A 26,166-nucleotide genomic window follows, 5' to 3' on the forward strand; every position below is an offset into this window, starting at 1 on the left:
TGTGGAAGAGTAGGTTGTCGCCAGGTAAACATGGTTTACTAGCTCAGTTGGTAGAGCACATGACTTTTAATCATGGTGTCCGGGGTTCGATTCCCCGGTAAGCCACCAAAACACTTCTAAATGAAGTGTTTTTTTATTTTGTTTATAAATCCCCAGTATAAACCATTGAGAAAATAGCATTAATAGCTTAAAATGTATATATAAGCATATGAAAAAAGGAGTGTGGTTCTTTGTTTCAATCCATAGTTAATTTTTTTACAAAAGATGAAATGCAATCTGTTGTTAACGATATGACAACCTACAAACCCAAATATATAGGTATAGCCATTGCGGTTTTCGCATTATTTGTATTTCTGAAAAAAATATTTGCCAAATATGTCTTTAAAATAATTTTAAGACTTGTTAATAAAACAAAATTTAATGCAGATACAAAAATAGTTGCAGCATTTCAAAAACCTGTAACTAATTTCTTTGAAGTATTAGGATTTTATTTTGGGTCTAAAATTTTGATTATAGCAGGCATTAATATTAATATAGAATTCATAGATAAGGTTTTTAGTTCAGCTGTAATAATTATAATTTCTTGGGGACTATATAATCTTACTGAAGAATCTTCATTGTTGTTTGAGAGGATGCATAAGGCATATGATATAAAAGTAGATAAAATATTGTTCCCATTTATGTCGAAAACACTAAGATTAATTTTAATAGCATTAGTTATTACTATAATTGCTGAAACTTGGGGATATAACATTCAAGGATTTGTTACTGGACTTGGGCTAGGCGGGCTTGCATTTGCACTAGCAGCTAAGGATGCAGCGGCTAATGTTATTGCAGGTATTTTTATAATATTAGATAAACCTTTTACTATTGGTGATTGGGTTAGTAATAACGACCTAGAAGGTAGCATTGAGAGCATATCTTTTAGAACTACTAAAATAAGAACTATTGATGAAGCGTTAATAATAGTGCCTAATTCAAAACTTACTAATGAACCTGTAACCAATTTTAGTAGAAGAGGGAAAAGAAGGGTTAGTCTGACTTTAGAACTAACATATAAGACACCTAGGGCTAAAGTGGAGATTTGCGTTACAAATATCAGAAATATGTTAGAGGCTGATTCAAAGGTTAGTAAGGATGGTATACTTGTTAGATTTGATAAATTTAATGCCACTAGTTTAGATATTTTGGTATGTTTTTTTGCAGATACGCCAGATTATGATGATTACTTTAAAGTAAAAGAAGATGTTAACTTTAAAATAATTGATATATTACAGCAAGGTGGAGTTGCAATGGCATATGAAACTACTAGTGTTTATATGGAAAAATCACTGGATAAGATAAAAGAAGAAATATAGACTAAAAAGGAGCTGTGCAAAATGTTGAGCACAGGTCCTTTTTTGTATACACAATATTACAATATAAAGCTTAATAATAGCATTATGTTAAGTCCAGCTACTATTAATCCAATAATCCAAAGAATAATTTTATTAAATAAAGTATTAGCATATTTGCCCATGACTTTTTTAGAAGAAGTTAAATATATCTGAAGGAATATAGTTATAGGAAGTTGTATACTTAGGAGCATTTGTGAATAGATGAGGCCCTTAAAGGGGTCTGTTATAAAGAAAATAGCTACTGCAGCGCCAATCAAAGTAATTCCTATTCCTAGTTTAGTATGAGTATCATCAATATTGTAATCTTTACCAAACATCCCTGCAAAGATACTTCCGCCAGCCATACCAGCCGTAACAGATGACGAGATTCCTGCAAAAAGTAGTGCTATGGCAAAGACAATTGATGCTGTATTTCCAAGTAGAGGTGTTAGCATTTGTTGAGCTTGACTAAGCTGAGTAACATGAACCTTTTTTGCGAAGAAAGTAGTTGCGGCAATAAGTATCATTGCGCTATTTATGGCCCATCCGACGATCATTGAAAAAAATGTATCCATAAACTCATATTTAAGTTGTTTTTTTATGACACTATCATCCTCTAAATTCCACTGACGGCTTTGTATTACTTGGGAGTGCAAAAATAGATTATGTGGCATTACTACTGCTCCTAGGACACTCATTATTATTGGAATTGAGCCTTTAGGAAAAGAGGGTTTAATCCAACTTATCATTGCAGTTCCCCATTCTATATGCACAAGACTTAATTCAAATATAAAGGCTATTCCAATTAGAGAAACAAAGCCTATAATCCATTTTTCTAGTTTCCTATAAGAATTTGTATAAAGAATCCATAAAATAAAACATAAAATTAAAATTGTTCCGAGCTTTATAGGTATGCCAAATAACATATTTAGAGCAATGGCTCCTCCAAGAAGCTCTGCAAGTGCAGTTGACACTGCGGCAATAACAGCAGAACCGAGCACTACTTTATTAAGTTTTGGGTTTAGAGTGGCAGTAGAAGCTTCTGACAAACAATTACCGGTAACTATTCCAAGATGTGCAGCGTTATGTTGGAGCACAATGAGCATAATAGTTGAAAGTGTTACCATCCAAAGGAGAGTATAACCAAAATCGCCACCAGCAGAAAGATTTGATGCCCAGTTACCGGGATCTATAAATCCTACAGTTACTAGTAAACCTGGTCCTATATATTTAATAAAATCTAATGCTTTAAATTTAGGGTGTTTCTTTTTTTTGAAAATGTCTTTAACAAATGATAAATTCACTATAACACATCCATTCTATATTATAAGATATACAATACATTATATGAAATTTATGATTTAAATTTCATACTAATTAATCATTTTTTTATATTGTATATATATATTTGAAAATTATTAATGAATTAGGTAATAAATATTTATTATAATATCTAATTGTTTACTAAAAGTATACAATTGAGTACTTGATATTTACTTGCATATTATAGCATTTAGTAGGTAATGATGTTATACTTATAGTATTAAGTATTGCTTTATTGGCGTTTAATTATATTATGTAGTTTAATTACATTATGTAGTTTAAACTAAAATAAAGTTTTTTTCTTAACTATACAATTATTGATTATTGTCTGAATTTTTGGAAATAATTAATAATGAGTTATATATTTTAGAAATTAAAATTAATTATTATAAATCTATATACTGTAAAAGTTAAAAATGATCACTTTGGTGATTTTGAGGAGGAATATATTATGGCAATTAGTTTGAAAAAGGGTCAAAAAGTAGATTTGACTAAAAGTAACCCTGGGCTTATTAATGTTATTGTTGGTCTTGGATGGGATACTAATAAATATGATGGTGGTGCGGCGTTCGATCTAGATGCAGCAGCTTTCTTAGTTGGATCAAATGGTAAAGTTACATCTGATAATGATTTTATTTTTTATAATAATCCAAAGGATGCGGCAGGGTCTATAACACATTTAGGGGATAATAAAACTGGTGATGGTGATGGTGATGATGAACAAATCAAAATTGAGTTAAGTAAAGTTCCAACCAATATCGAAAAAATAAACTTCACAGTAACTATTCATGAAGCTGCAGAAAGAAGTCAAAATTTTGGACAAGTGTCAAATGCATTTATAAGAATATTTGATGAAACTACTAATGAGGAATTAATAAGATATGATTTAAGTGAAGATTATAGTATTGAAACAGCAGTAGTAGTAGCTGAACTATATCGTAACAATGGAGAATGGAAATTCAGTGCAGTGGGAAGTGGATTTGAAGGTGGATTAACTTCACTTTGCAAGAACTTTGGAATTAGTGTAGATTAATAATTTTACACCAGTATTTTGTAACTAAATAATTAAGGGGGAATTATTGTGACAATTAACTTGAGTAAAGGTCAAAAAATAGATTTAACTAAGTCTAATCCAGCTTTAAAGAAAGCAGTTATAGGACTTGGATGGGATACTAATAAGTATTCAGGTGGGGCTGAATTTGATTTAGATGCTTCAGCCTTTTTGGTAGGAACAAACGGAAAAACTAATAATGACTTAGATTTTATATTTTATAATAATTTGGAGCACTCTACAGGAGCAGTTATACATACTGGTGATAATAGAACTGGAGAAGGAGACGGAGATGATGAACAACTAATTGTTGAATTCTCTAAAATACCTTCAGATATAGAGAAAATTGCAATCACAGTAACTATAGATGATGCAATAGCTCGTGCACAAAATTTTGGTCAGATTTCTAACGCATTTGTTAGAGTAGTAAATGAGGAAACTAATGAAGAAATATTAAGATACGATTTATCAGAGGATTTTTCAGTAGAAACTGCATTAGTTTTCTGTGAAATATACCGTAATAATGGTGAGTGGAAATTTAGTGCAACAGGAAGCGGATTTCAAGGCGGACTAGCAGCTCTTTGCAAAAACTATGGTCTTGATGCATAAACATATAATTTATAACTTAATTAGTAAGTGATTAGACATACTAGATATTTAAGGAGATGGATGAAGTGGGAATAAATTTAACAAAAGGTCAAAGAGTAAATCTTACAAAAGATAATCCAGGACTAAAAAAAACAATGGTAGGACTTGGATGGGATCCCGTTCAACAATCACCAAAGGGCTTGTTTGGAGGCATGTTTGCAGCGAAGCAAGCAGATGTAGATTGTGATGCGTCCGTACTAATGCTTGATGAAAATGATAAACTAAGAGGGAAAGATCATATGGTCTATTTCGGTAATTTAAAAGATAAATCTGGTAGTGTTCAGCATATGGGAGACAATCTAACTGGTGATGGAGATGGCGATGATGAGCAAATCATGGTTGATCTATCAAAAATACCTCAAGATATAGCTAAGTTAGTTTTTGTAGTTAATATATATGCTGCAATTGAGCGTAAACAACATTTTGGTATGATACAAAATGCTTTCATACGTTTAGTAAATATAGCAGATAATAAAGAAATGATTCGTTTTAACTTAACTGAAGAATATTCTGGTAAAACAGGTTTGTTTGTTGCAGAAATTTATCGAAATAATGGAGAATGGAAATTTACAGCAGTAGGAGAGGCAGATGCATCAGCTGGATTAGGTCAAATGGCAAAAAGATACCAATAAATAGAATGAGTTAAATACATTATACATCTATATATCTATATATTTATGTATATATAAGTAAACTTGTGGTGTAGAAAATGATTATTTATCATTTTCTACATTTTAAGTTATAATAAATTTATATAAAATCAGAAGGGTGGATAACATGAAATATTTTAATAAGCAGAGCTCGGAAGTTTTAAGTGATCTTAAGGTTGATAGTAGCAAAGGATTATCGAGTTCTGAGATAGAAGAAAGACTAGCTAAATATGGTCCAAATGAATTTACTAAACAAGAAAAGGGATCTATATGGGATAGTATTAAGGAAGCAATAACAGAGCCTATGATGTTGATACTTTTAGCGGCAGCCGTAATTAGTGGATTAGTAGGAGAGTTTCATGATGCGATTGGTATTGTATGCGCTGTAGCAGTGGGAATTGGTATAGGAATTTTTACTGAAGGGAAGTCACAAAAAGCTGCGGATGCACTTTCAAAAATGACAGAAAATATAGAGGTAAAGGTATTACGTAATGGTAAAATCGTTCAAGTTAATAAAAATGAACTAGTACCTGGTGATATTGTTTCTATTGAGACTGGAGATATGGTCCCAGCAGATGGCAGACTTGTAAGTAGTATAGATTTAATGGTTAGAGAGGATATGCTTACAGGAGAATCAGAGGATGTAAGCAAAGACTCAGAACTTGTAATTGAAATGGAAAATATAAAAGCTAAGGATAAAATAATAGTGCAAGATCCTATTCCAGCAAAACAAAAAAATATGGTTTTTGGTGGAACTCTTATAGCTTATGGTAGGGCTAGTTTTGTAGTTACCTCAACTGGCGATAGCTCACAGATGGGAGAGATTGCAAGAAATCTTGAAGAAGGAGATTTACCAACACCACTTCAAGCAAAACTTGGAGATTTAGGTAGTAATATATCAAAAATATCAAGTGCTATAGCGGCTATACTATTTATAGTTATGATTATAAAGATGGTATTAGCTAATACTTTAACAGTTGATACAACTGGTGTTTTTGCATTTTTAGAATCGGTTGGACCAATAAAGACCGCTTTTGTTGTTTGTGTTGCTCTAATAGTTGCAGCTGTTCCTGAAGGGCTTCCAACGATGATAAATATGACACTTGCAATAACTATGCAAAAAATGGCTAAGATAAATGCACTTGTTACTAAAAAAGAGGCCTGTGAAACAATAGGATCTGTAAGTGTAATATGTTCAGATAAAACAGGTACACTTACTCAAAATAGGATGACAGTTGAAAAAGTATATCTGAATGGTAAGTTTAAAGGAAGAGATGAATTAAGTGATAGAAATAATTACTTTATAGACAATTGCCTTGTAAATTCCACAGCAGATATTGAAAAAGATGATAGCGAAGTTAAGTATTTAGGTAGTGCAACTGAGTGTGCTCTTCTTTTATATAATGATGCCTGTGATTATGTACAAGAAAGGCAAAGTGCAAAAATAGCTCATCAAATTCCATTTAGTTCAAAACGTAAAAGAATGAGTACTGTTATAGAAGAAGATGAAGGTGCTACAGTATTAACAAAGGGAGCACCAGAAATAATTCTAGAATTATGTAAATTTGAACATGTTAATTGTGAGGAAGTGGAGTTAGACCAGCCAAGGCGTGATGAAATATTAAATGAAATTGGAAAACTTCAAAAGAATTCTATGAGAGTACTTGGTTTTGCATATAGAAATATAAGTGAAGAGGTAGCTATTGAATCTGAGCAAGGAACACTTGAGAATAATCTAGTGTTTACAGGATTCGTTGGAATAAGAGATCCTCTAAGACTCGATGTTAAAGAAGCTGTTGAAACTGCTAAAAAAGCAGGAGTTTCAACAAAAATGCTTACAGGAGATAACATAATTACAGCGATCGCTATAGGAAATGAATTAGGGTTACTCAGCGGTGGAAATAGAGCAGTAGAGGCTACTTATATAGACACATTAACGGATGAGGAACTTAAAGATGAAATTACTACTATTTCAATAGTAGCACGTTCAAAACCTGATACAAAAATGAGAATAGTTGAGGCACTTCAAAGTAATGGAGAAGTAGTTGCTGTAACTGGAGATGGAATAAATGATGCTCCAGCCCTTACGAAAGCAGATGTAGGTATAGCTATGGGTATAGCGGGCACTGAGGTTAGTAAGAATGCGGCAGATATAATTTTAACAGATGATAGTTTTGGAACAATTGTAAAAGGAATTAAATGGGGAAGAGGTATTTATGAAAACTTCCAAAGATTCATTCAGTTTCAGATAACCGTAAATATAATCGCATTCTTAACAGCGATCTTGTCTGTATTGTTTGATTTTCAAATGCCATTTACCACAATACAATTATTATGGGTAAATATTATAATGGATGGCCCACCAGCACTATCACTCGGACTAGAACCAGTAAGAGACGCTGTTTTAAATAGAAGACCTACAAATAGGAATGCCAGTATTATAACTAAACAGATGTTAACGAGTATGATTGCGAATGCTTTGTATATTACCTGTATAATTATGATTCAGATGAAATTTGATATATTAGGAGCAGGATTCCCTAAAGAAGGGGTTATAGGAGCAAATGAAATGCAGACAGTGTTATTTGCAGTATTTGCCTTTAGTGCATTATTTAACGCATTTAACTGTAGGGAATTTGGGACAGATAGTATATTGCCAAGTATTACAAAGAACACTATATTCTTAAAGATAATTGCAGTTACAGCAGTTGCTCAAATATTTGTAACTGAAGTATTCTCAGGATTCTTTAATGCAGTGCCTTTATCTCTTACTATGTGGCTGAAGATAATTGTATTATCTTCACTAATAATAGTAGTAAATGAAGTTGTGAAATTAATTGTAAGACCTTTTGTTAAAAAACGACAAGGGAACGAACTAGAGTTAGAAAAAGATGAAAAAAAAGTAGCATAAAAACATAGTAAAACCCCATTATTGATTAAAATCAATAATGGGGTTTTTGAATTAAGTATGAGAAGTACCCTTAAGTTCATGAAATTTATTATGAACTACATCTAAGATCTCTTGGCCAGCATATATGCCAGACTCTTTTGTAATATATACAGATTCACCAATCTCTTCCCTTTGAAGATTAAGTAACAATTCACCATGGGATGGAATTATTCCATAAGTAGAGTTTTTGATTAGAGGGTAATCAAGTAGGGAATCACCAGCAGAAAACAATACGTTTATATTCTCAAGATGTTTTATATATTCTATTGGGTCATATTTATTTATGCAATTGGGAACTATGTATATTTTTTTGCCTTGCTTTGATACACTATAATTATAATCTTTGCAAAATGAGCGCAACACTCTCAAATAATTTATATCAACCTCTCCATTCGATATAGAATTGGACAGCTTATCTTCATCTAATATAGAGTATATAAAAAAGTCTTCACAAGATTTATATGTTTTTACGAAATCACTTTCTAAAAAGAAACTACATAATTTTATCATATCATGAGTTGAGACAACCTGCTTAATCTTACTTAAACTTATATCTGACCAGGCAGGTAGCTCTATTCCGTTTTTAAGAATGATACCACCATTGGCTACAACAGCATATTTAGGTTTGAGCACATCATTAATATATTTAATTCGTGTGTATTGATCCCGAGATCTCGTGGTAACAGGTACAAAAATCATACTTTCATTTATATGTTCTAGTGTACTTTGCATAGGTTTGGTAATAAAACTACACATTTGATTTTTATAGAAATCCACAGGTAGGAGCTCTTGTTCATTAATTAATGAACAATGTCTTGAAGAATATATAAGCGTACTATCAAGGTCAGAGGCAAATATCATAAAAACACATCCTTTGATTATTGGTTACATATCTTCTTTTTCTTTTGATTTGATAATTCCACAGCAGGAGTAGCACATATCTGTATATATTTCAACCGGTATAGATTTCTCCTGTGCTAATTTAAATATATGTTTTAGATTGGGATTGTCAAAAGAATCGACAAGTATTTTCCATGGTATTCGTCTTAGAAGTACTCGGGTTGTTTCTCCAATGCCTGGCTTTATAAGATTTATGTTATCTATATTAAATTTATGTTTAATACTCTCGATGTCGCGAAGTCCCTTGCAACTTAAATAATTGGAATCGAATTCAAAATCCATTGCAACTTCTTTAATGTCTTGTGAGTTTAGAAGTAATTGTTTATAACTTTTATCTATAAGACTAAAACAGTTACATATTTCATCTATATAGAAATTAGAGACATCAGATGGGATTAATTCACTATAAAACTTGGTACCATGGAAATCATCATCTTTAATATATTTATCGCTGAGGACAGTCCTACTTACAAGACCTGAAACTGTTGAATTTAGACAAGCACTTGGAATTAAAAAATCTTCTCTTGTTGCGTAAATAAGGGTGCAGTGAGCAGGGTCAGATAATACTGCAAGGTTAGGATTAAGAGTTATATTGAACTCATCATAATATTCGTTGCAAGCTTTTGTTAAGGTATGTGCAATAACTCCTTTGCCTGTCCAACCATCAATGAATTGTAATTCTGATGCAGGGTGATTCTTTAATATATACATTAGTGCATTTTTATCTATGCCTTTATCACGTATTATAGAAATACTGTAATGAGCAGGTGATATATTATATTTAAACTCTAGGTATTTTTTGATTAATATACCAATAGGGGTCCCGGCTCTAGCAAGGGATACTAAAACAATGTTTTTACCTCGAGAGGTTATAATTCTCTCACTTAATATAGCAACTAGAGTAGCTAGTTTGATTTTTGATTCCTGAAGAGTCTTATAGAAAATGTCCATGTATTCTTTTGAGGGAGTATATTCTATAGGTAACATTTCGGAATAGTGAATTCCACTTTGTATGGCCTTTTCTCTAAATTCATTATCTTGTTCTACTATCAGGTTTGATATATCTTTAAGAAGAAATATCACATCGTCTTTAGAGTAACTTCCCGAAAAAACGCAGTTATTCATTTAAATACACCTCTTTTTTATATTCTTAATTATATTAGGCTTCCCAACATACAAATATAATAGATTTAACATGGAAATACGAAAATATTTTATTAAATTCTTCTTTTTTATCATTGGTTAAAGGCTTTTCAGAGAAGAAAAACACTTGGTCATAAAAATTATCAGGTATATTATAAAGGTAGTTAGTTACAGTGTTATCCTCAGGGCTTTGGAATGAAACTTTATTTTTATTCCCATAAGTATCTAGGTTTCTAGAGTGAACAGGACTTCTTGTGGTGGAATGAAAATAAACATTATCGCCAAGCATAGCACTTATACTACAAGGCAGATAAATAAACTCACCAGTCCCTATGCAAAGGCAATTACCAGTAGTTCTTTCTTTAATCAATATTTCAGATACTGATTTAATCTCTCGCGAAATTCTGAAATTATCCTTTGAAGTAATTCCAAACCTTCCAGTAGATTTGTTATAACCCTCAATACTTTGCGCTATTTTAAAAACATAATCTGAAGATGAAATTAATTTCGTATTAATAGGAGGTATAATTACATCATCGCTAATAATGTCTTTAGATTTAATACACTTAAGGTCACCTTTAATTAAAGAGCACACCATAACATCTACATCTTTTTCATCCCTAAACATCTTATAACTATTAGCATCTCTCCAGTCTAAGATAGATATAATACCAAAATATTTCCCGGGAAGGCATCTTATTAAATTTAGTGCAGATTTACCTGTAGTGAGTTCATCATCTATTAAAACTATATCCTCAAAGTCATTAAAAAAATCGTTTTTAGAAGGGAAAAGCGAATGCTCAACTGCATGAGAATGTTCTTCGTTAAAAAATAGTGCAGGTTCTATAGAAGTTATTTTTTCTCTCGTTGTATGTATATAAGCAGCATTAGAAAAATTTTCAAATATTGATTGAGCTAGACCTGTAGCAGTCTCAGCAAAACCTATAAAAAGAGTTTTGTGTTCAAGTTTTATAGGACTATCTAAAATATTATCTAAATTGTGCATTCTATGAGTTGCATCTAAAGAAATAAGTTCATTAACCAATTGAGTTGTAGGGTATGAATAAGAGTTTTCTCTTTCATTAACCCATAAACGAGCTAGTATTGCGCCTACAATTTTTAGCGTACCTGGAATCATAGGTATATGTTTTCCTATAACCTTACTCACAAATAAAAAATCTCTTTTCTTATTCTCTCTAGCAGACATAGTGAAAAGTTTAGACACTGGTATAGCACAGTTGTTTTCTGTTATGTTAAGTGAAATATTTAGGCTGCTATCTATGTCATAATTAATTGATCGATTGCAATAATTCTGAGAAAGATTTTCCATCTTTAAATACCCCCATTATTTTAGCTTTTAACAATAGTTCTTTAGCCCATTTTTCATGGGGTTTTATCTCATTCATTTTATTTGAATATTTACTCCTTATTACCCCGTCAAGAGAGGAGTTAATAATATTACTTGCATCTATATAATCTTCTTTAGAAACAACCATTAGTGAATTTACTATATTTACTTGAGTTGGATGTATAACTGTCTTACCAATTAGTCCATTAGTTTTGTCTAATAGTGTTTCTTTTATAAGGATATTATTTTGAAAATCTAAAATTTTACTATAATATTCATAAACTACACCAGAGATAATATAATCATCTCTTTTAAAAACATTTATTATATCGTTAATACAATCCCTTACTACAGATAAATCGTATATAGTGAAATTTTTACTTCGTCGTAGGCTATATAATCCAGAAAAATCTGTTCCACCAATTCTAATATTTAAAACATATTCACTGTAAGAATCTATAATATGTTTTACGTTAATGAGCTCTTCTATTCGAGTTTCTTTATGAATTATGTATGGGGTCTCAAGTATTGGCATTCCATAAAGCATTCTATCATTAGATATATTATATTCTTTTAATGTAGAGAAATATTTTTCTCCAGAAATAGTATCGAATTTAGGGAAAATAAAACCGCAAAGACCTCTTAAAAGCGATTCAGCAAGTAACTTTCGAAGTTGATTAACATTTCTAACTCTAATAAATATAAGAGGTAGATTTTCAATAAAAGAAATATCATCATTTAGTAGAAGATTTATATTATTAAATAGGCTAATAATATTATTCTCGGCGAATGTCACTTGGCTTGAGGATACAGAATCTTCAATACAAAGAGTAATAGTATTAGCACCCATTTTTTTATTAAAGAGTATGTCTTTAAGTAAGTTTTCCCGTGTTCCTGGCATGTACAAACATGCACCTATAGCATAAGATAATTCTTCTTTTGAAGAAGCTAGTCCATAAGAAGAAGGAATTTTAAAAAACATATCATCTAAATTACTTATATTGTCAAAATAACGCATAAATGTCCTCCATTTTATAAAATTATATAGTCGATATGTAAGCTTAGAAGCTTATTATAATTGTAATATATAATTATATCATATTTATATATATTAGAAAATTTTAAATTATTAATTTATTTAAAATAAAAAGATCTAAAATTTTCAAGTAATTACTTATATAAACAATATAACATAAAACAGTGTAAATGAAAATAATGAGCATAGTATAATAGAACCACAAAAAAGCATAATTAATATTATGTTATAATATGTTTGTAGACTAAAAAACATGGATTCACAAATATATAGTATGTTATGAGAAAAAAATTGTTTTATTAATTAGGGAAGGAGTATGTACATGATTAATTTTAGAAATCATCAAGAACTCACTTGTATTGCTGAGGGGGATGGACATTTCTTTGCAAAAGTAGGAGCTATGGTTGCTTACACGGGTAGTTTTACTCAAGAAAAAGTATTACTTGATACGAATAATACAAAAAGTGTGTTTAAATCCGTTCTTAATCTAGCGGCGAGAAAGCTCTCAGGGGAGAATGTACCTATTATGAAAGTTATCGGTAATGGTAGTTATTATATGGCAAGTCGTGCACAACATATTAGTATAATTACACTACAGCAAGGTCAGAGCATAGGTGTTGAAGGGGAAAATCTCCTTGCATTTACCCAGGGGTGTAAATATGGTGTGAGATTTATGGGATCAGGAGTTATATCTCAAAAGGGTATGTTTACATCAAATTTAACAGCCACTGGAGATAATCCTCAAGTAGTTATAACTACAAGTGGAAACCCAATTATTCTAGAAACTCCTTGCGTAGTTGACCCTGATGCAGTGGTATGTTGGACAGGCTCTGATCCTCAATTTAAAACTGATGTTAATTGGAAAACTTTCCTTGGTCAAACATCTGGTGAAACGTATATGTTAGAATTTAATTCTCGGGGTGAAACTGTAATTATTCAACCTTGTGAAAGAATTTCAGGACTAAATGTTTCAATAGATTAGGGGGGCAAAGCTCGTGGCTATAATTATTGATAATAGTAATAAAAAAATAACATCACAAAAGAAACAGTATGGCAAATTAATGGTTGAGACCTCAATTAGACCTGAAAATAATTCGAAAATAGTTGTTGGTTTAATTAGGAATGTTAATAAGAGTAATAATCTAAATACAAATAATGTTCAAACTATTAATAGTGAACAAACTACAAGTAATATAAAAACTACAAGTAATAGTGAAGTTAAGATAAATACTCCATTAAAGGTAAATTTGAATATGGAAAAGAGAAAATCAATTGATGTTACAAAAAGTATTAAACTAAAAAAAGGGCAAAAGCTAAGCTTAAATGAAAATGCTAAAAACCTATCAAAACTAATAGTGACATTGGATTATAATATAATGGCAAAGGGAAATATTGAGTTTGATTTAGATGCCTGCGTATTTATGGTAGATACAAATAATAAAACAGCTGAAAAAGATTTCATTTTTTATGAAAATACCCAGAGTACATGTGGTGGGGTAGCTATTAAAAAGGATCATAATACATATCTTAAAGATGCATATAACGAAAGTATACAGTTAGATTTAAACTTAATACCAATGCATATTCAAAAACTAGCATTTACTGTAACAGTGTATGAAGCAAGTCAGCGTAATCAAAACTTTGGACAGGTGTCTGACGGATATTTTAGAATTATATCTGCTGATACTAAACAAGAAATTCTAAGTTATAAATTCAATGAGGATTTATCTATAGAAACAGCCGTTGTAGTAGCAGAGATATATAGATATAAAAATGATTGGAAAATCAATTCTATAGGTAGCGGATTTAGAGGTGGATTGGAAGCTTTATGTAGTAATTATGGAATAGAGACGATTTAGGTTAATATAAATTTATCGGAAACTTATAGTGAAAATAAATAAGGCATTTTAATAAAATGCCTTATTTTTATTTTTAAATAATTTATATAATTATTTAAAATTGAAAATATTAGATAAAAAATTTTTACCTTTCTCTTTTGTATATTTTCTTTCATCATTTAAATTAGGTAAAGATAAGCTGAAGTTTACGTCTTCTAATTTATGATTATCATAAAATTTTTCTTTAATTTTTTCTTCTATATTATTATAGCCAGTAGGAGTTAGTATGGTAATATCAAATCCAAATAAGTTTAAAAAACAAAGAGTTATGGAGTCCTCATCACTAAAAATACTTTCGTTATTATCATAAATAAGAAGTTTAGGTATTTTTGAAGGATAATCATATTGTTGAAGTAGTTGAACTATATTTTTGTTAAGGTCTAAAATAGTCATTAATATAAGTAATTTAAATTCCTTGTCAATAACTTTTAAAAGCATGTCACTTTTCATTAAATAATTTATTTTTTGTATAATTATATTTTGAAGATTGGTTTTTAAATAAGAAAATTTATAACAATTATGAGCAAGTAGTTTTTCTTTATCAATTAAACCATTTTTATCTAGTACAAAGGCTAAGGAGTATAGATTTGTTTTGGAATAAGTAATGCTAGTAAAAGGGATTTCAGGTATGAATAATGTATTTTCAGCAGACTTAAACCCAAAGAAATCCTTCCAATATAAAGTTAAATCACTGTTAACGCCGCTTATTTTTGCAAACAAGTTTGGAATATACACGGTGTCATTCTCAACTTTAAATCCTGTGCGCAAACTAGAAGGTTCATTCCATAAAATTTTGAGCTCGTAAAAAGTTGTTTTAAGTGTAGTAGGATGGGTATTATATTCTTCAAATTGCCAAGGTTTATAAAAGCCATCAGCATCCGTATAGAGTGCTGTCGATAATTCTCTTGAGGCTTTTAGTGCAATGGTTTCTTGCCTTATGAGTAATTCCTCTTTTGGAAACTCTTTTAAAGGGGCCTTATATGGAAGTTCAATGATGTTTGAAAATAAATCACTTGATAGTGTAATATCTGAAATAGCATCACTAGAGGAATTTATATATAATATATCACAACCTAATTTAGATAAAAAAATTAGGAATAAAAGTTCATGTTTTTTAATATCGCCATAATATATAACTTTAGGACTTATAATGTCATCAGAAGATGTACTCTGAGAATCAAAATTCTTCATAAGATTTGGAACAAAATCATTAATCCAAGAAAGTAACTTCAAAGTAAGATTTCTAATTTTAGATAGAGATACATTTTTCTCTTCATTGCAGTACAGATCTAATATATAACTAAAGCTATTTGCCATGGAGCAACTTAGATTATGATTAGAAGTTGGAAAAAGCTTGTGATCCATAAGTAAAGTAGCGAGTTTGCCATTTAATGAAACATCAAATGGGTCTACATATTGCCATATGTTTATAGTACTGGTGATTAATTTTGGAACTGTACTTACTGGCAAGGAGTGTGTAAATTTCAAATATAGATTATCTAAAATACTAAGGGTCTTATCTAATCTAAAGAGATCGTTATAATAATCATCATCATTTTGGGTTATCCCTATATATCTATAAAAATATATTGGTATATAAGGTGTAGATCCACCTAAAAACCCAATCCGCTTATTGGCGGGAATTAATAAATCATCAAATATGTTCATACTGCTTTTAAGTAGAATATTAATAGAATCTTTAAAAGGCATAGCCGAAGATGAATTATTACTTTTTATAGAGGGAGTTTTATTTTCTAACGTGGGTTTAATCTCCGCATTAGAATGTTCTTTTGAAGAGGCAACAGGTCCCTTAAGTTCATTGATGTTTTCATTTTTAGGTTTAAATGTATTATTACTTGATTTAAAGTTAAGAGGGATTAAAGGGGCATCTTTAGGTAGTTTTAGTAGCATTGAATATTTGTTATTAGTGTCAACTTTCGAAAAACTAATATCAGACATTGAGTTAATATAAATCACATCAGAACCTAGTTTTGATAAAAATATCAAAAAATATATTTCATGTTTTTTTATTTCACCATAAAAGAGTACTTTAGGATTAATAATATCCTTTTTAAGTGTAGGATTATAATCAATGTCATTAAATAATTTTGGAACGAATTCAGCAATCCATCCTAAGAATTTAACGGCAAAATTTTTAATTACTGTTTCTGAAGTAGTAGGTTCATTGATTAAATAAAGGGCTAATGTCTCATCAAAGCTACTCTCTATGTAATCACCTATAAAATTATTTTTCATTTTTAAAAATAAACCTTTGGTTTTAAGAATATTAAATAAACTTTTCCTTTGGACGGGACTCGAACTTAGGAGACCATTCCAAGAAATTTGTGATATAGAAGTAGATAAAATCTTCATAGGTATGCCATTAGTAAAGCTCAAATACAGATTTTGTAGCGCTTTCAGATTGTCATTAAGCTTATGTAAATTCTCATAATAAATATCTTTATTTTCTAAGGTGCCAATATACCTGTAAAAGTAAATAGGTACTTTCGGTGATTTTGATCTAATAAATCCATGTCTTTTATTTACAGGGATGAATATATCTTCAAACAAATCTTGCGATTCTAAAATTGACGCATTCACTTTTTTCGTAGTATTGATCATAGCTTAACCCCCAATATTATTAATACATCTATGATAGGTATTAATATAAAAAATTGTATATAAGAAAATTAATTAAAAATAATTTAAATATTAAAAAACATATATATATTATAACTAGTTTATCATTTTATGTATAAAAACACTATAAAACTCTAAATCTAATAAGAATAGTAGAAATTAAAAATATATGAAATAGAGAGGAAGTTATAAATTGAAAATAGATGAATCATTAGTATGCCCAAAATGTAATAGTAAAAACTTCGAGATGAAACATGAGGCTACATATTTATACACATATAAAATAGATCTAGTAAATATTCAAGTAAATGAGGAAGGACTGGAGAATCTTCCGTTCTTATTCGATAATAGAGAGCAGACTTGCTTTAATGAATTCATTGAATGTAATAATTGTGGCACAAAATATCCTTGCTCTTTTAATAAAGATAAGCAAACAATAGACCTTACCATAATGAGAAAAGCAATAAGAGCAGATCATGTTAAAAATCCTGAATTTCTTGGATAAAAGTTAATATTAGGGTTTGAAGTATAACTATATTAACAAAATTATTGAAGTATACATATAATAATCACAAGATACAAATTTTGTAGGGAAGTGATGATTATGACATTTTTCAATAGTGTTCCAAGGTATTCATACAATATTATAAATACCTATCCACATGATGCGGGAGCTTTTACTCAAGGGCTTATATATGAAGCAGATTCTTATTATGAAAGTACTGGAGGGTATGGTGAATCATCATTACGTAAAGTAGATCTCAAAACAGGTAAAATTAAAAAATTGTTTAAATTAGATGATAATTATTTTGGTGAGGGGATTACACTTTACGATAATAAAATTTTTCAATTAACCTGGAAATCTAATGTGGGGTTTATTTACGATAAAGATAGTTTGATTGATAGATTTAAGTTGGTAAATAAGTTTTATTATAATACTGAAGGCTGGGGAATTACTCATAATGATGAGCATTTAATTATGAGCGATGGCACAGATATGATATATTTTTTAAATCCTATAAATCTTAAAAAAATATACAGTATTAAAGTTCGTGATGGATTTAGATCTGTTACTAAATTAAATGAGTTAGAATTTATTCAAGGGGAGATTTATGCAAACATATGGAGAAGCAACAAAATTGCTAGGATATCGCCTCATACAGGTAAAGTAACTGGTTGGATAGACCTTAAAGGTCTGTTAAGTCCTAAAGAGTATAAAAATTCAGGATTACTTAATGGAATAATGTATGATAGACAAAATAATCGTATGTTTGTAACAGGAAAGTTATGGCCTAAGATATTTGAGATAAAATTAGTATAGTATAAAAACACCTAGTTATTTAAATTGGTATTAGATTTAATTAATTACAATTACTTGAAATTTGTTGTATAATGTATATTATAAATAGTCTCGGAATGAGGTAATTAAAATGAAAAAAATTATTGCAACTATATTAATAACGCTAATTTTTGTTATAATATCTGGAGCTTACGCAGTAGGTATAATTTATTCAATGACCCAAGATGGAGCACCAGCGTTCTTATTACCAATGGCGGTAATCATATTTATAGGAATAGTTGGGGTATTGGGTTACAATATGTACGAAAGAATAAACGAGATAAAACGGGGGGACGAAAATGATATTAGTAAATACTGATTATATAAGTGGAAAAGAGGTAGACACTCTTTCTATTGTTAAAGGCTCTGTAGTATGGTCAAAGAATGTGGGCAAGGATATTTTAAGTAGTTTTAAAACTCTAGTTGGAGGGGAAATTAAAAGTTACTCTGAGATGATGAATGAAGCTAGGGCTATAGCAACAAAACGTATGGTAGAAGAAGCAGAAGGTATGAGTGCTGATGGTATTATTAATATAAGATATGCAACTAGCGCTATAATGCAAGGCGCTGCAGAAGTTATTGCATATGGCACAGCAATAAAGTTTAAATAGTAATAGACTATTAATATTATAAATTAATTTTATAAAAACACGGACAATAATTAATTATTGTCGGTGTTTTTATAGTGGGTTCTTCAGGATAATTATTGTACAGGCTGTATGGACTTATAGTAAAAAATTATGTGGTTATTTAAGGAGTAGATAAATGAAAAAAAAGCATAAAGAATGGATTTTGGTTTTAGGTTGGATGGTATTAATATTTATGTTTTCCAGCCAGCCTGGTGAAGTATCAAGTGGAAATAATAAATTTGTAATATATCTATTCAACTTGCTTGGATTAAATTTAAATAGTATATTTGGGACATTGAGTGATTTTTTAGTTAGAAAAGCAGCCCATTTTACGGAATATTTTATTTTGTTTATTTTATTATATAGAGCTATACGGGTAGAGAAAAATGCAGGCATTAAGTCTTTTACATATTCCATATTAATTGTATTTTTATATGCATGTTCTGATGAGTTTCACCAAGCGTTTGTTCCCGGTAGAGGACCTGCATTTAGAGATGTGATGGTTGATACTTGTGGTGGACTTACTGCATTTCTTATCATGTATATTGTCACATTGAAAAAAAGTTCTGCTTCTATGAAAAAACATCTGACTAAATTCAAATAAAGTTCTGATTTAAAAGCTAATCGGTTTCGCTCTCGATTAGCTTTTTTCGTTTTTAAACCTAACTTAAAGTCCCAAAACCAAGGCAATGTGATAATATAAAGATATGAGTATACGAGGTAACGAGATCTTAAGGGGAAATAAGGAATAGAAGTTTTATAGTAGTAGATAGAACTTTATATAGGAAGGTAGATAAGTATAGAGAATTTTTAATGGGGTGATTTGGGTGGGCATATTAAAAAGAATATTTGGCAATTTTATTCTATATGATGAAAAAGGATTTCATAGAAACGTTACGATATATGATAATAGCGGATATGATAAGGTTGGTTTTGATAAAGATGGGTATGATAAATTTGGCTTAGATTCAGCGGGGAATGATAGAAAGGGATATAGTCATGAAGGATCTAGAGATGAATATGATAGGGAGGGATACGATAGAGAAGGATACAATGTTGGAGGGTTTAACAGAGCTGGACATAATAAAAAAGGGTATGATATAAATGGATACAGTAAGCATGGGTTTAATAAATATCAATTTAACAAAGAAGGGTATAATAGTAAAGGGTATGATGTAAAGGGATTTAATAAAAATGGGTTTAACGAAAAGACAAGGCACCTAAATGGAACATGGTATGATGATGAGGGATATAATATAGGTGGATTCAATAAAAGTTCAATACATATGAATGGAACATATTTTAATGAAGATGGAATAGGGTTAGATGGATATAATCTACATGGATTAGACAAAAATGAATATAATCGTGGTGGATTAGATAAGGATGGATATGATAGAGAGGGCTACGATAGATTTGAATTTAATAAAAAGGGAATAGATAGAGATGGCTATAACAAAAATGGTTATGATAAGAATGAATATGATAGAGATGGATATGATAAGGGCGGATATAATAGTAATGGATATAGTAAAGATGGCTTTAACAGTTTAGGGTATGACAAAAAAGGTTTTGATAAAAATGGGTTCGATAAAAATAGATATAATTGCAATGGTTGCGATAAAAATGGATTTAATAAATTAGGTTATGATACTTGTGGATTTGACAGTAATGGATTCGATATAAGAGGTTTAGATAAAGAGGGTTTTAATAAGGATGGATATAGTATGCGAGGCTTTGATAGAGCGGGGTTTGATATGCAGGGATATAGTATTAACGGGGGATATAAGAAATTTATAGATAGTTATATCAAAAAAAATATTGTATCTATGTCCCAAGATAATAGCAAATTATATAGACATGAAATAAAAGAAATTATGTTAAATATTGAAAGAGCAGAAAAAAGTGCTTTAATAAGGGACTACATTGCTGCCATATCTCATTTAAGAAGAGCAGGAGAACTTTTCACGGTTGAATTACTCAGAGATAATGGAAAGGAAGAAAGAGAAATTTCTCAATTAAATCAGTTCGAAAAAATTGGTATTATAAAACAAGGGAACTATATAACAGTAATTGCGAGTGAAACTTTAGATAGGCTTAGGAGAGATGGTAATTCAGGGGTCCATCAAGGTAAAGCAGATAAAATAGTAACTAATAGACTATTAGGTGACATGAAGAAGATTGTTAACAATTGGATTGAAGTTAAGTATGCAATTTAATAAAAAGCTAATCTGTTCCACTCGATTAGCTTTTAAGCTTGTTTTTTTATTAGTAACGAGCATTGGTAGTTATAAACATCTAAAAACAATTAAACTGCTACAAATACACTAATTAATCTTGAATTTCTTTATTTCCGAGTCTAGTTGCTCAGATAATGTTTGAAGCTCGTTGGAATACTTTGTAACCTCTTCCATAGTGGCTGTTATTTCCTCCGTCGAAGCAGTTACTTCTTGTGAAGATGATGCTGTTTGTTCTGATATAGATGAAATACTCTCAATTTCTGAAACTGCAGATTGTTTCTTCTCATTTACATCAATTATAGATATTTTTATTTCATCAACTTTAGTAATCATTATTTCAATTGATTTTAAGATTTGACTAAAGATTTCCTTAGTTTGACCAACTGCTAAGTCTTGTTCGTTTACTACAGTTTCAGTTGATTCAATAGCCTTTACTGCGGCGCTAGATTTACTTTGTATATTTGCTATTATCCCTTTTATTTCTTCGGTGGAAATTTTTGATTGCTCAGCAAGTTTTCTTATTTCTTCAGCAACAACAGCAAATCCTTTACCTGATTCACCTGCCCGGGCAGATTCTATACTTGCATTTAATGATAAAAGGTTAGTTTGCGCCGTTATTTTGACTAATGTTTCAGAAATAGCATTTATTTGTTGAGTACTCTCGCTCATATCTTGAACAATACCTGCAACTTCTTTTGTAGATGACTTAGTTTTATTTGATTTTTCAATTAAACTATCTATCATGTGTAGGCCCTTTGATCCTAAATCTTTAGTATCGTTTGAAATATCACCCATTTCATTAGAGTTAATATTAATTATATCTAATTTAGTTGATAGATCATTCATTGAACGAACTCCATCTTGAGCATTTTGAGCTTGCGCAGTAGCACCTACAGAAACCTGCTCCATAGCGTTTGACACTTCACATATAGAAGCGGTTACCTCCTGGGACATACTAGCAAGAGTGGTTGAAGTTTTTGAGACCGTATCTGAAGAGTCTTTAACGCTGTTCATAATGCCGGATATATTTTTCATCATGGAATTAAATGATATTGCTAAATCTTTAAATTCATCTTTTGTTGAAGCTTTAATAGTAATTGTTAAGTCTCCATTGGAAGCCTTAGCAAATACTTCTTTCAATTTTTGAATATTATGAGCTATCCCTTTGCTTAATACCAATGACATAACTATTGAAATCAATCCCATTATGAGTATTATTAAGAAAGTTGTTTGTAATATTGTTTTTGTATCACTGGTAAGTTCGGTTTGGTTTAACGTAGCAACTAACTTCCAACCTGTTAATTTATTGCTTGCATATACCCCGAATTTTTTCTCACCATTATAGTCATATTCGACAAATCCATTATCTTCTGATTTAACTTTAGTCCAGATTGATAACTTTGCAGCTGCATCTGTACCGATAACTTCTTTTTTAGGATGGGATATAACTTTGCCATCTATATCAGAGATATATACATATCCTGTAGTTCCTACCTTCTTTGTTGACATCCTACTAGCCAGTGTATCTAGTGAACAGTCCATTCCGACTACACCGACAACTTGACCATTTTTTTCTACTGTTTTTGCAATACCAACAACTGTGCTTCCAGTTACATCATCTTTATATGGGGGGGTTATTATAACTTGACCTCTAGAGGCTAGAGCTTGTTTGTACCAAGGCCTTTGGGTTGCATCATATCCAGCTGGAACTTTTGTGCTTGGAGATCTTGCAAATTTTCCAGAGGCGGTTCCAAAATACGTGTCAAGAATATCTTTGTTACTTTCTTTTAAACCTTGTAACATGCCGGGTACATATTTATAGTTTTCACCTTCATCAACATTTATGAAGTCATAATTATTTGCGGTCATTGATAACATATTAGAAAATCCATTAAAGTACTCAGATAATCCATCATTTATTTCTGATAGTGTTTGAGCACTGGTAACAGTTAATTTTTTGCTCAGAATTGATTTTGATTGATTGTAAGAACCAAAACCTGTTATAAGTAGCGGAATAATACAAATTGCAACTAAGCTAATGATTAATTTAGTACGGATACTGTTTAATTTAAAGTTTTTTAATTTAATTTTAATTGCCCCCTCTTGATTTATCTTGTTTATTCATTATAGAAATATATCAAAAAACAGAATATACAGCATTTTTTTACAAAATAACATAAAATTTTTATTCTTCTTACTATCTATCGTACTAAAACTACATAACTTAACGTTTAACTAAAAGTGAATTGTTTTCATAATAGTAGACAACGTAAATTTTCTATTAAGGTGTAACAATCATTTTTGTAATCTTTAAATTTTTTGGTATAATTATATTTAAGTTAAATGAGAAGAGTAACAATAGAAAGGGTGATTTAATGAATGTTTTAATAAATTTAATAATTAAGACGTGCCTAGATACAATATATATGGCAGGAATGATAATATTTGTAGGGTTCATACTTGGATTTTTAAGGAATCATTCAATAGAAAATTTTCAAAAGAGTTTTGGGTGGAAGGCGGTTTCAATTACAGCTATTATTGGAGTGCCAATACACGAGATGTCTCATGCTATCGTATGTCTTTTATTTGGACACAAAATTACAAAGTTAGTATTAGTACAAAAGAGAGATGAAAATGGTGTACTTGGGTATGTGAATCACGCGTATAATCCTAATAGTGTATATCAGCAAACGGGTAATTTTTTTATAGGAATTGCACCTATTTTTGGAGGTATTTCCGCTATAATTGCTTTAATGCACGTAATTATCCCTCAGACGTATAACGGATTTATAAATATATCTATGAATAATCTCCACATAACTAAAATAAATGATGTTTCAATAAAAGGAATACTAAATTCATATATTGATTTAATGAAAATTATATTTTCAACTAAAAACTTTGCTAACCCATATTTTATATTGTTTTTGTTTTTAGCTATATGCATATCATCTCATATATCTTTAAGTTCTGCGGATATCAAGGGTGCATCTAAGGGGTTAATAGTAATATTCTTAATACTATTAGGACTCAATGTGCTTGGATTTTCGAAATTCGTTTTGGCTGAAAGTATATTAAAATATAACATTATGCTAATAGGGTTTCTCATAGTAGCGTTAATCTTTTCAATTATTACTTATTTTATAAGCTTACTTTTATCATTAATAAAGAGATAATCGTATGGGTACATTATTAAAAATTTATTAATAGTGATATAATTTTTAATAATCATAGATAAAAATACATTAAGGATGTGAAAATTATGAAAGTGCCACTAATTATGACTCCGGGACCAACACAAGTCAGAGAAAACGTTAGGATGGCTAGAGCGATAGTCACAACTAATCCAGATTTAGATCTACAGTTTTATGAATTTTATAAAGAGACTTGTGACGAAATAGGCAAGTTCTTAAAGACTAAAAACGAAGTTAGGATATTAAGTGGTGAAGGGATTTTAGGTCTTGAGGCTGCATGTGCATCGCTTACAGAGAATGGTGATAGGGTATTAGTAATTGATAATGGTATATTCGGAGAGGGGTTTGCAGATTTTGTTAAGATGTATGGTGGTGAAGTAGTCTTTTTTAAAGGGGATAGGAAACGTAAGATAGATGTAATAGAACTAGAAAAGTTTCTTGAAAAAGATCATAACTTTAAATATGCTACAATAGTACACTGTGATACTCCGTCAGGTGTTTTAAATGATATAGAAAAAATATGTAAAATGCTCAAGAAAAAGGGAATATTAACTGTAGTTGACAGTGTAGCGGGTATGGGTGGAGAGGATATAAGAGTAGATGAATGGGCAATAGATATAGCACTTGGCGCATCGCAGAAATGTGTTTCAGCTCCGGCGGGACTTACGTTTTTAAGTATAAGTGATGAAGCATTTAGAGTAATGCAGCAGAGAAAAAAGCCAATAGCATCTTATTATTGTAATTTACTTATATGGAAAGATTATTATGAAAAGAAATGGTGCCCGTATACACCACCAATAAGTGATATTCTTGGACTAAGACAGGCTTTTGATAATCTATTGATAGATAAAGATATATTAGAAAGACATAATTCAATTGGTAGGGCTACAAGAAAAGCTGTAAAGGAAGCGGGATTAAATTTGTATATAGAGGAAGGGTATTCTAATACTGTAACAGTTATAGAAATACCGGTGGGTATAAATTGTAAAGAATTATTAAAAAATATGGTCGATGAGTTCAATGTATTTATAGCTGGGTCATTTGGATATTTAGAGGGTAAAGTAATAAGAATAGGGCACATGGGCGAAAATGCTAAAAAGGATAAGATGGTTTATACTCTACTAGCATTACAAACATCACTGAAGTCATTAGGGTTTGAATGTGGAAGAGGTATGGTTGAAGTTTTCTTAGATGAACTATAAGTTATAGATATACATATAAAACCAATATAAGTGTTAAGAAAATAATGTAGAATATATTATAGGTCGGTGAGAGAACACCTGCTAAACTAAATACTATAGGATTTTCTTATGTTTTTAATCAAAACAGTGTATACTAGTCCTAGTGTATCAGTGTGGCAAAAAACTAATAATTAGTAGTATTATGAAGGATATTGTATATAATTGTTGTAGCTAAAGGAATAGAATTAATGATTATCTGGCGGACATGATAGAATACTACTTGTCGACACGAGTAAGTGACGATAAAGGTAAAGCTTGGTAAGTTGATATTTGTATAATTTAATATTGACAAAATAAGAAATACCTAGTAAAATAGTAGAAGTCGTCAGATGATGACAAAACAAATTGGTCTTTGAAAATTAAACAGAGAAATAGGTAAACTTAGCAAAATAATATTTTGTTAAACCAGTCAATTACTTTAGTATAAAGTAAAATTTAGTCGAAAGACTAAAAGTATGTAATGAGCTTGAGTAACAACTTAACAGTTGTCTCAGATTAATTATTTCAACTAAAAAGTGTAAACTTTTAAATTGAGAGTTTGATCCTGGCTCAGGACGAAC

22 protein-coding genes and 1 tRNA gene are annotated in these 26,166 nt (G+C 30.4%); 16 read left to right on the forward strand and 7 right to left on the reverse strand.

Going from position 1 to position 26,166, the window contains the following annotated elements:
- The first annotated feature begins 32 nt into the window (after positions 1 to 32).
- Together KPL55_RS22460 and KPL55_RS22465 are read left to right on the forward strand one after the other, a co-directional pair.
- Positions 33 to 108, forward strand: a tRNA-Lys gene (locus tag KPL55_RS22460).
- A 122-nt stretch (positions 109 to 230) separates the two neighbouring features.
- Positions 231 to 1,358, forward strand: a complete 1,128-nt coding sequence (locus KPL55_RS22465; RefSeq protein ID WP_216308996.1) for a mechanosensitive ion channel family protein — start codon at positions 231 to 233, stop codon at positions 1,356 to 1,358.
- A gap of 56 nt (positions 1,359 to 1,414) precedes the next feature.
- Here KPL55_RS22465 and KPL55_RS22470 read toward each other — a convergent pair whose 3' ends face one another.
- On the reverse strand, positions 1,415 to 2,680 hold the full coding sequence (locus KPL55_RS22470; RefSeq protein ID WP_216308997.1) for an Nramp family divalent metal transporter: 1,266 nt from the start codon (positions 2,678 to 2,680) through the stop codon (positions 1,415 to 1,417).
- Positions 2,681 to 3,150: 470 nt separating this feature from the next.
- On the opposite strand from KPL55_RS22470, the gene KPL55_RS22475 reads away from it, so the two are divergent.
- The 4 genes from KPL55_RS22475 to KPL55_RS22490 all read left to right on the forward strand — a co-directional run bounded on the left by KPL55_RS22475 (position 3,151) and on the right by KPL55_RS22490 (position 7,959).
- Positions 3,151 to 3,732, forward strand: a complete 582-nt coding sequence (locus KPL55_RS22475; RefSeq protein ID WP_216308998.1) for a TerD family protein — start codon at positions 3,151 to 3,153, stop codon at positions 3,730 to 3,732.
- 48 nt (positions 3,733 to 3,780) lie between these two features.
- The gene (locus KPL55_RS22480) at positions 3,781 to 4,359 is read left to right on the forward strand and encodes a TerD family protein (protein ID WP_216308999.1); all 579 of its coding nucleotides are present in this window, start codon (positions 3,781 to 3,783) and stop codon (positions 4,357 to 4,359) included.
- A 65-nt stretch (positions 4,360 to 4,424) separates the two neighbouring features.
- Positions 4,425 to 5,030 carry a TerD family protein gene (locus tag KPL55_RS22485; protein WP_216309000.1) on the forward strand — a complete coding sequence of 202 codons (606 nt, stop codon included), beginning with the start codon at positions 4,425 to 4,427 and terminating at the stop codon, positions 5,028 to 5,030.
- Positions 5,031 to 5,175: 145 nt separating this feature from the next.
- A complete protein-coding gene (locus KPL55_RS22490; RefSeq protein WP_216309001.1) occupies positions 5,176 to 7,959 on the forward strand; it encodes a calcium-translocating P-type ATPase, PMCA-type in 2,784 nt (927 codons plus the stop codon).
- A gap of 51 nt (positions 7,960 to 8,010) precedes the next feature.
- Here KPL55_RS22490 and KPL55_RS22495 read toward each other — a convergent pair whose 3' ends face one another.
- The 4 genes from KPL55_RS22495 to KPL55_RS22510 are packed head-to-tail and all read right to left on the reverse strand — an operon-like array spanning position 8,011 to position 12,407.
- Positions 8,011 to 8,859 (reverse strand): HAD family hydrolase, encoded by an 849-nt coding sequence (locus KPL55_RS22495; RefSeq protein WP_216309002.1) that lies wholly within the window; start codon positions 8,857 to 8,859, stop codon positions 8,011 to 8,013.
- 24 nt (positions 8,860 to 8,883) lie between these two features.
- Entirely contained in the window at positions 8,884 to 10,023 is a 1,140-nt protein-coding gene (locus KPL55_RS22500) for a cysteine protease StiP family protein (RefSeq protein WP_216309003.1), read from the reverse strand.
- A 34-nt stretch (positions 10,024 to 10,057) separates the two neighbouring features.
- Positions 10,058 to 11,371 carry a phosphoribosyltransferase family protein gene (locus tag KPL55_RS22505; protein WP_216309004.1) on the reverse strand — a complete coding sequence of 438 codons (1,314 nt, stop codon included), beginning with the start codon at positions 11,369 to 11,371 and terminating at the stop codon, positions 10,058 to 10,060.
- The gene (locus tag KPL55_RS22510) at positions 11,331 to 12,407 is read right to left on the reverse strand and encodes an HpcH/HpaI aldolase/citrate lyase family protein (RefSeq protein ID WP_216309005.1); all 1,077 of its coding nucleotides are present in this window, start codon (positions 12,405 to 12,407) and stop codon (positions 11,331 to 11,333) included. Before KPL55_RS22510 ends, KPL55_RS22505 begins: the two co-directional genes overlap by 41 nt.
- 340 nt (positions 12,408 to 12,747) lie before the next feature.
- Between KPL55_RS22510 and KPL55_RS22515 the strand changes: the two genes are divergently transcribed.
- Together KPL55_RS22515 and KPL55_RS22520 are read left to right on the forward strand one after the other, a co-directional pair.
- Positions 12,748 to 13,407: an AIM24 family protein gene (locus KPL55_RS22515; RefSeq protein ID WP_216309006.1), complete on the forward strand. Its 660-nt coding sequence runs from the start codon at positions 12,748 to 12,750 to the stop codon at positions 13,405 to 13,407.
- 13 nt (positions 13,408 to 13,420) lie between these two features.
- Positions 13,421 to 14,284 carry a TerD family protein gene (locus KPL55_RS22520; RefSeq protein ID WP_312887369.1) on the forward strand — a complete coding sequence of 288 codons (864 nt, stop codon included), beginning with the start codon at positions 13,421 to 13,423 and terminating at the stop codon, positions 14,282 to 14,284.
- A 90-nt stretch (positions 14,285 to 14,374) separates the two neighbouring features.
- Here the strand turns inward: KPL55_RS22520 and KPL55_RS22525 are convergent, their stop codons facing one another.
- Complete coding sequence (locus KPL55_RS22525) at positions 14,375 to 16,945, reverse strand: YceG family protein (protein WP_216309007.1); 2,571 nt, start codon at positions 16,943 to 16,945, stop codon at positions 14,375 to 14,377.
- Between the two features lie 211 nt (positions 16,946 to 17,156).
- Between KPL55_RS22525 and KPL55_RS22530 the strand changes: the two genes are divergently transcribed.
- From KPL55_RS22530 to KPL55_RS26640, 6 genes are all read left to right on the forward strand, one after another.
- Positions 17,157 to 17,468: a hypothetical protein gene (locus KPL55_RS22530; protein ID WP_246599757.1), complete on the forward strand. Its 312-nt coding sequence runs from the start codon at positions 17,157 to 17,159 to the stop codon at positions 17,466 to 17,468.
- A 99-nt stretch (positions 17,469 to 17,567) separates the two neighbouring features.
- Positions 17,568 to 18,284 carry a glutaminyl-peptide cyclotransferase gene (locus KPL55_RS22535; protein ID WP_216309008.1) on the forward strand — a complete coding sequence of 239 codons (717 nt, stop codon included), beginning with the start codon at positions 17,568 to 17,570 and terminating at the stop codon, positions 18,282 to 18,284.
- A gap of 109 nt (positions 18,285 to 18,393) precedes the next feature.
- Complete coding sequence (locus KPL55_RS22540) at positions 18,394 to 18,621, forward strand: hypothetical protein (RefSeq protein ID WP_216309009.1); 228 nt, start codon at positions 18,394 to 18,396, stop codon at positions 18,619 to 18,621.
- A complete protein-coding gene (locus KPL55_RS22545) occupies positions 18,602 to 18,913 on the forward strand; it encodes a YbjQ family protein (RefSeq protein WP_216309010.1) in 312 nt (103 codons plus the stop codon). Before KPL55_RS22540 ends, KPL55_RS22545 begins: the two co-directional genes overlap by 20 nt.
- 154 nt (positions 18,914 to 19,067) lie before the next feature.
- A complete protein-coding gene (locus KPL55_RS22550) occupies positions 19,068 to 19,535 on the forward strand; it encodes a VanZ family protein (RefSeq protein WP_216309011.1) in 468 nt (155 codons plus the stop codon).
- 223 nt (positions 19,536 to 19,758) lie between these two features.
- Positions 19,759 to 21,150 (forward strand): DUF4145 domain-containing protein, encoded by a 1,392-nt coding sequence (locus tag KPL55_RS26640; protein ID WP_216309012.1) that lies wholly within the window; start codon positions 19,759 to 19,761, stop codon positions 21,148 to 21,150.
- Between the two features lie 108 nt (positions 21,151 to 21,258).
- On the opposite strand, the gene KPL55_RS22560 is transcribed toward KPL55_RS26640, so the two are convergent.
- Positions 21,259 to 23,259 (reverse strand): methyl-accepting chemotaxis protein, encoded by a 2,001-nt coding sequence (locus tag KPL55_RS22560; protein ID WP_216309017.1) that lies wholly within the window; start codon positions 23,257 to 23,259, stop codon positions 21,259 to 21,261.
- A 287-nt stretch (positions 23,260 to 23,546) separates the two neighbouring features.
- Between KPL55_RS22560 and KPL55_RS22565 the strand changes: the two genes are divergently transcribed.
- Positions 23,547 to 24,347, forward strand: a complete 801-nt coding sequence (locus KPL55_RS22565; RefSeq protein ID WP_216309013.1) for a M50 family metallopeptidase — start codon at positions 23,547 to 23,549, stop codon at positions 24,345 to 24,347.
- 86 nt (positions 24,348 to 24,433) lie between these two features.
- Positions 24,434 to 25,567, forward strand: a complete 1,134-nt coding sequence (locus tag KPL55_RS22570) for a pyridoxal-phosphate-dependent aminotransferase family protein (protein WP_216309014.1) — start codon at positions 24,434 to 24,436, stop codon at positions 25,565 to 25,567.
- Positions 25,568 to 26,166 lie beyond the last annotated feature (599 nt).

Source organism: Clostridium lacusfryxellense, from assembly GCF_018861735.1.
GTDB lineage: Bacteria > Bacillota > Clostridia > Clostridiales > Clostridiaceae > Clostridium_AD > Clostridium_AD lacusfryxellense.

Coding starts and splice junctions, on each gene's coding strand:
- KPL55_RS22525 (WP_216309007.1), bottom strand. CDS start 16,945: ATGATCAATACTACGAAAAAAGTGAATGCGTCAATTTTAGAATCGCAA.
- KPL55_RS22545 (WP_216309010.1), top strand. CDS start 18,602: ATGATATTAGTAAATACTGATTATATAAGTGGAAAAGAGGTAGACACT.
- KPL55_RS22500 (WP_216309003.1), bottom strand. CDS start 10,023: ATGAATAACTGCGTTTTTTCGGGAAGTTACTCTAAAGACGATGTGATA.
- KPL55_RS22570 (WP_216309014.1), top strand. CDS start 24,434: ATGAAAGTGCCACTAATTATGACTCCGGGACCAACACAAGTCAGAGAA.
- KPL55_RS22535 (WP_216309008.1), top strand. CDS start 17,568: ATGACATTTTTCAATAGTGTTCCAAGGTATTCATACAATATTATAAAT.
- KPL55_RS22505 (WP_216309004.1), bottom strand. CDS start 11,371: ATGGAAAATCTTTCTCAGAATTATTGCAATCGATCAATTAATTATGAC.
- KPL55_RS22510 (WP_216309005.1), bottom strand. CDS start 12,407: ATGCGTTATTTTGACAATATAAGTAATTTAGATGATATGTTTTTTAAA.
- KPL55_RS22540 (WP_216309009.1), top strand. CDS start 18,394: ATGAAAAAAATTATTGCAACTATATTAATAACGCTAATTTTTGTTATA.
- KPL55_RS22565 (WP_216309013.1), top strand. CDS start 23,547: ATGAATGTTTTAATAAATTTAATAATTAAGACGTGCCTAGATACAATA.
- KPL55_RS22550 (WP_216309011.1), top strand. CDS start 19,068: ATGAAAAAAAAGCATAAAGAATGGATTTTGGTTTTAGGTTGGATGGTA.
- KPL55_RS22490 (WP_216309001.1), top strand. CDS start 5,176: ATGAAATATTTTAATAAGCAGAGCTCGGAAGTTTTAAGTGATCTTAAG.
- KPL55_RS22515 (WP_216309006.1), top strand. CDS start 12,748: ATGATTAATTTTAGAAATCATCAAGAACTCACTTGTATTGCTGAGGGG.
- KPL55_RS22495 (WP_216309002.1), bottom strand. CDS start 8,859: ATGATATTTGCCTCTGACCTTGATAGTACGCTTATATATTCTTCAAGA.
- KPL55_RS22475 (WP_216308998.1), top strand. CDS start 3,151: ATGGCAATTAGTTTGAAAAAGGGTCAAAAAGTAGATTTGACTAAAAGT.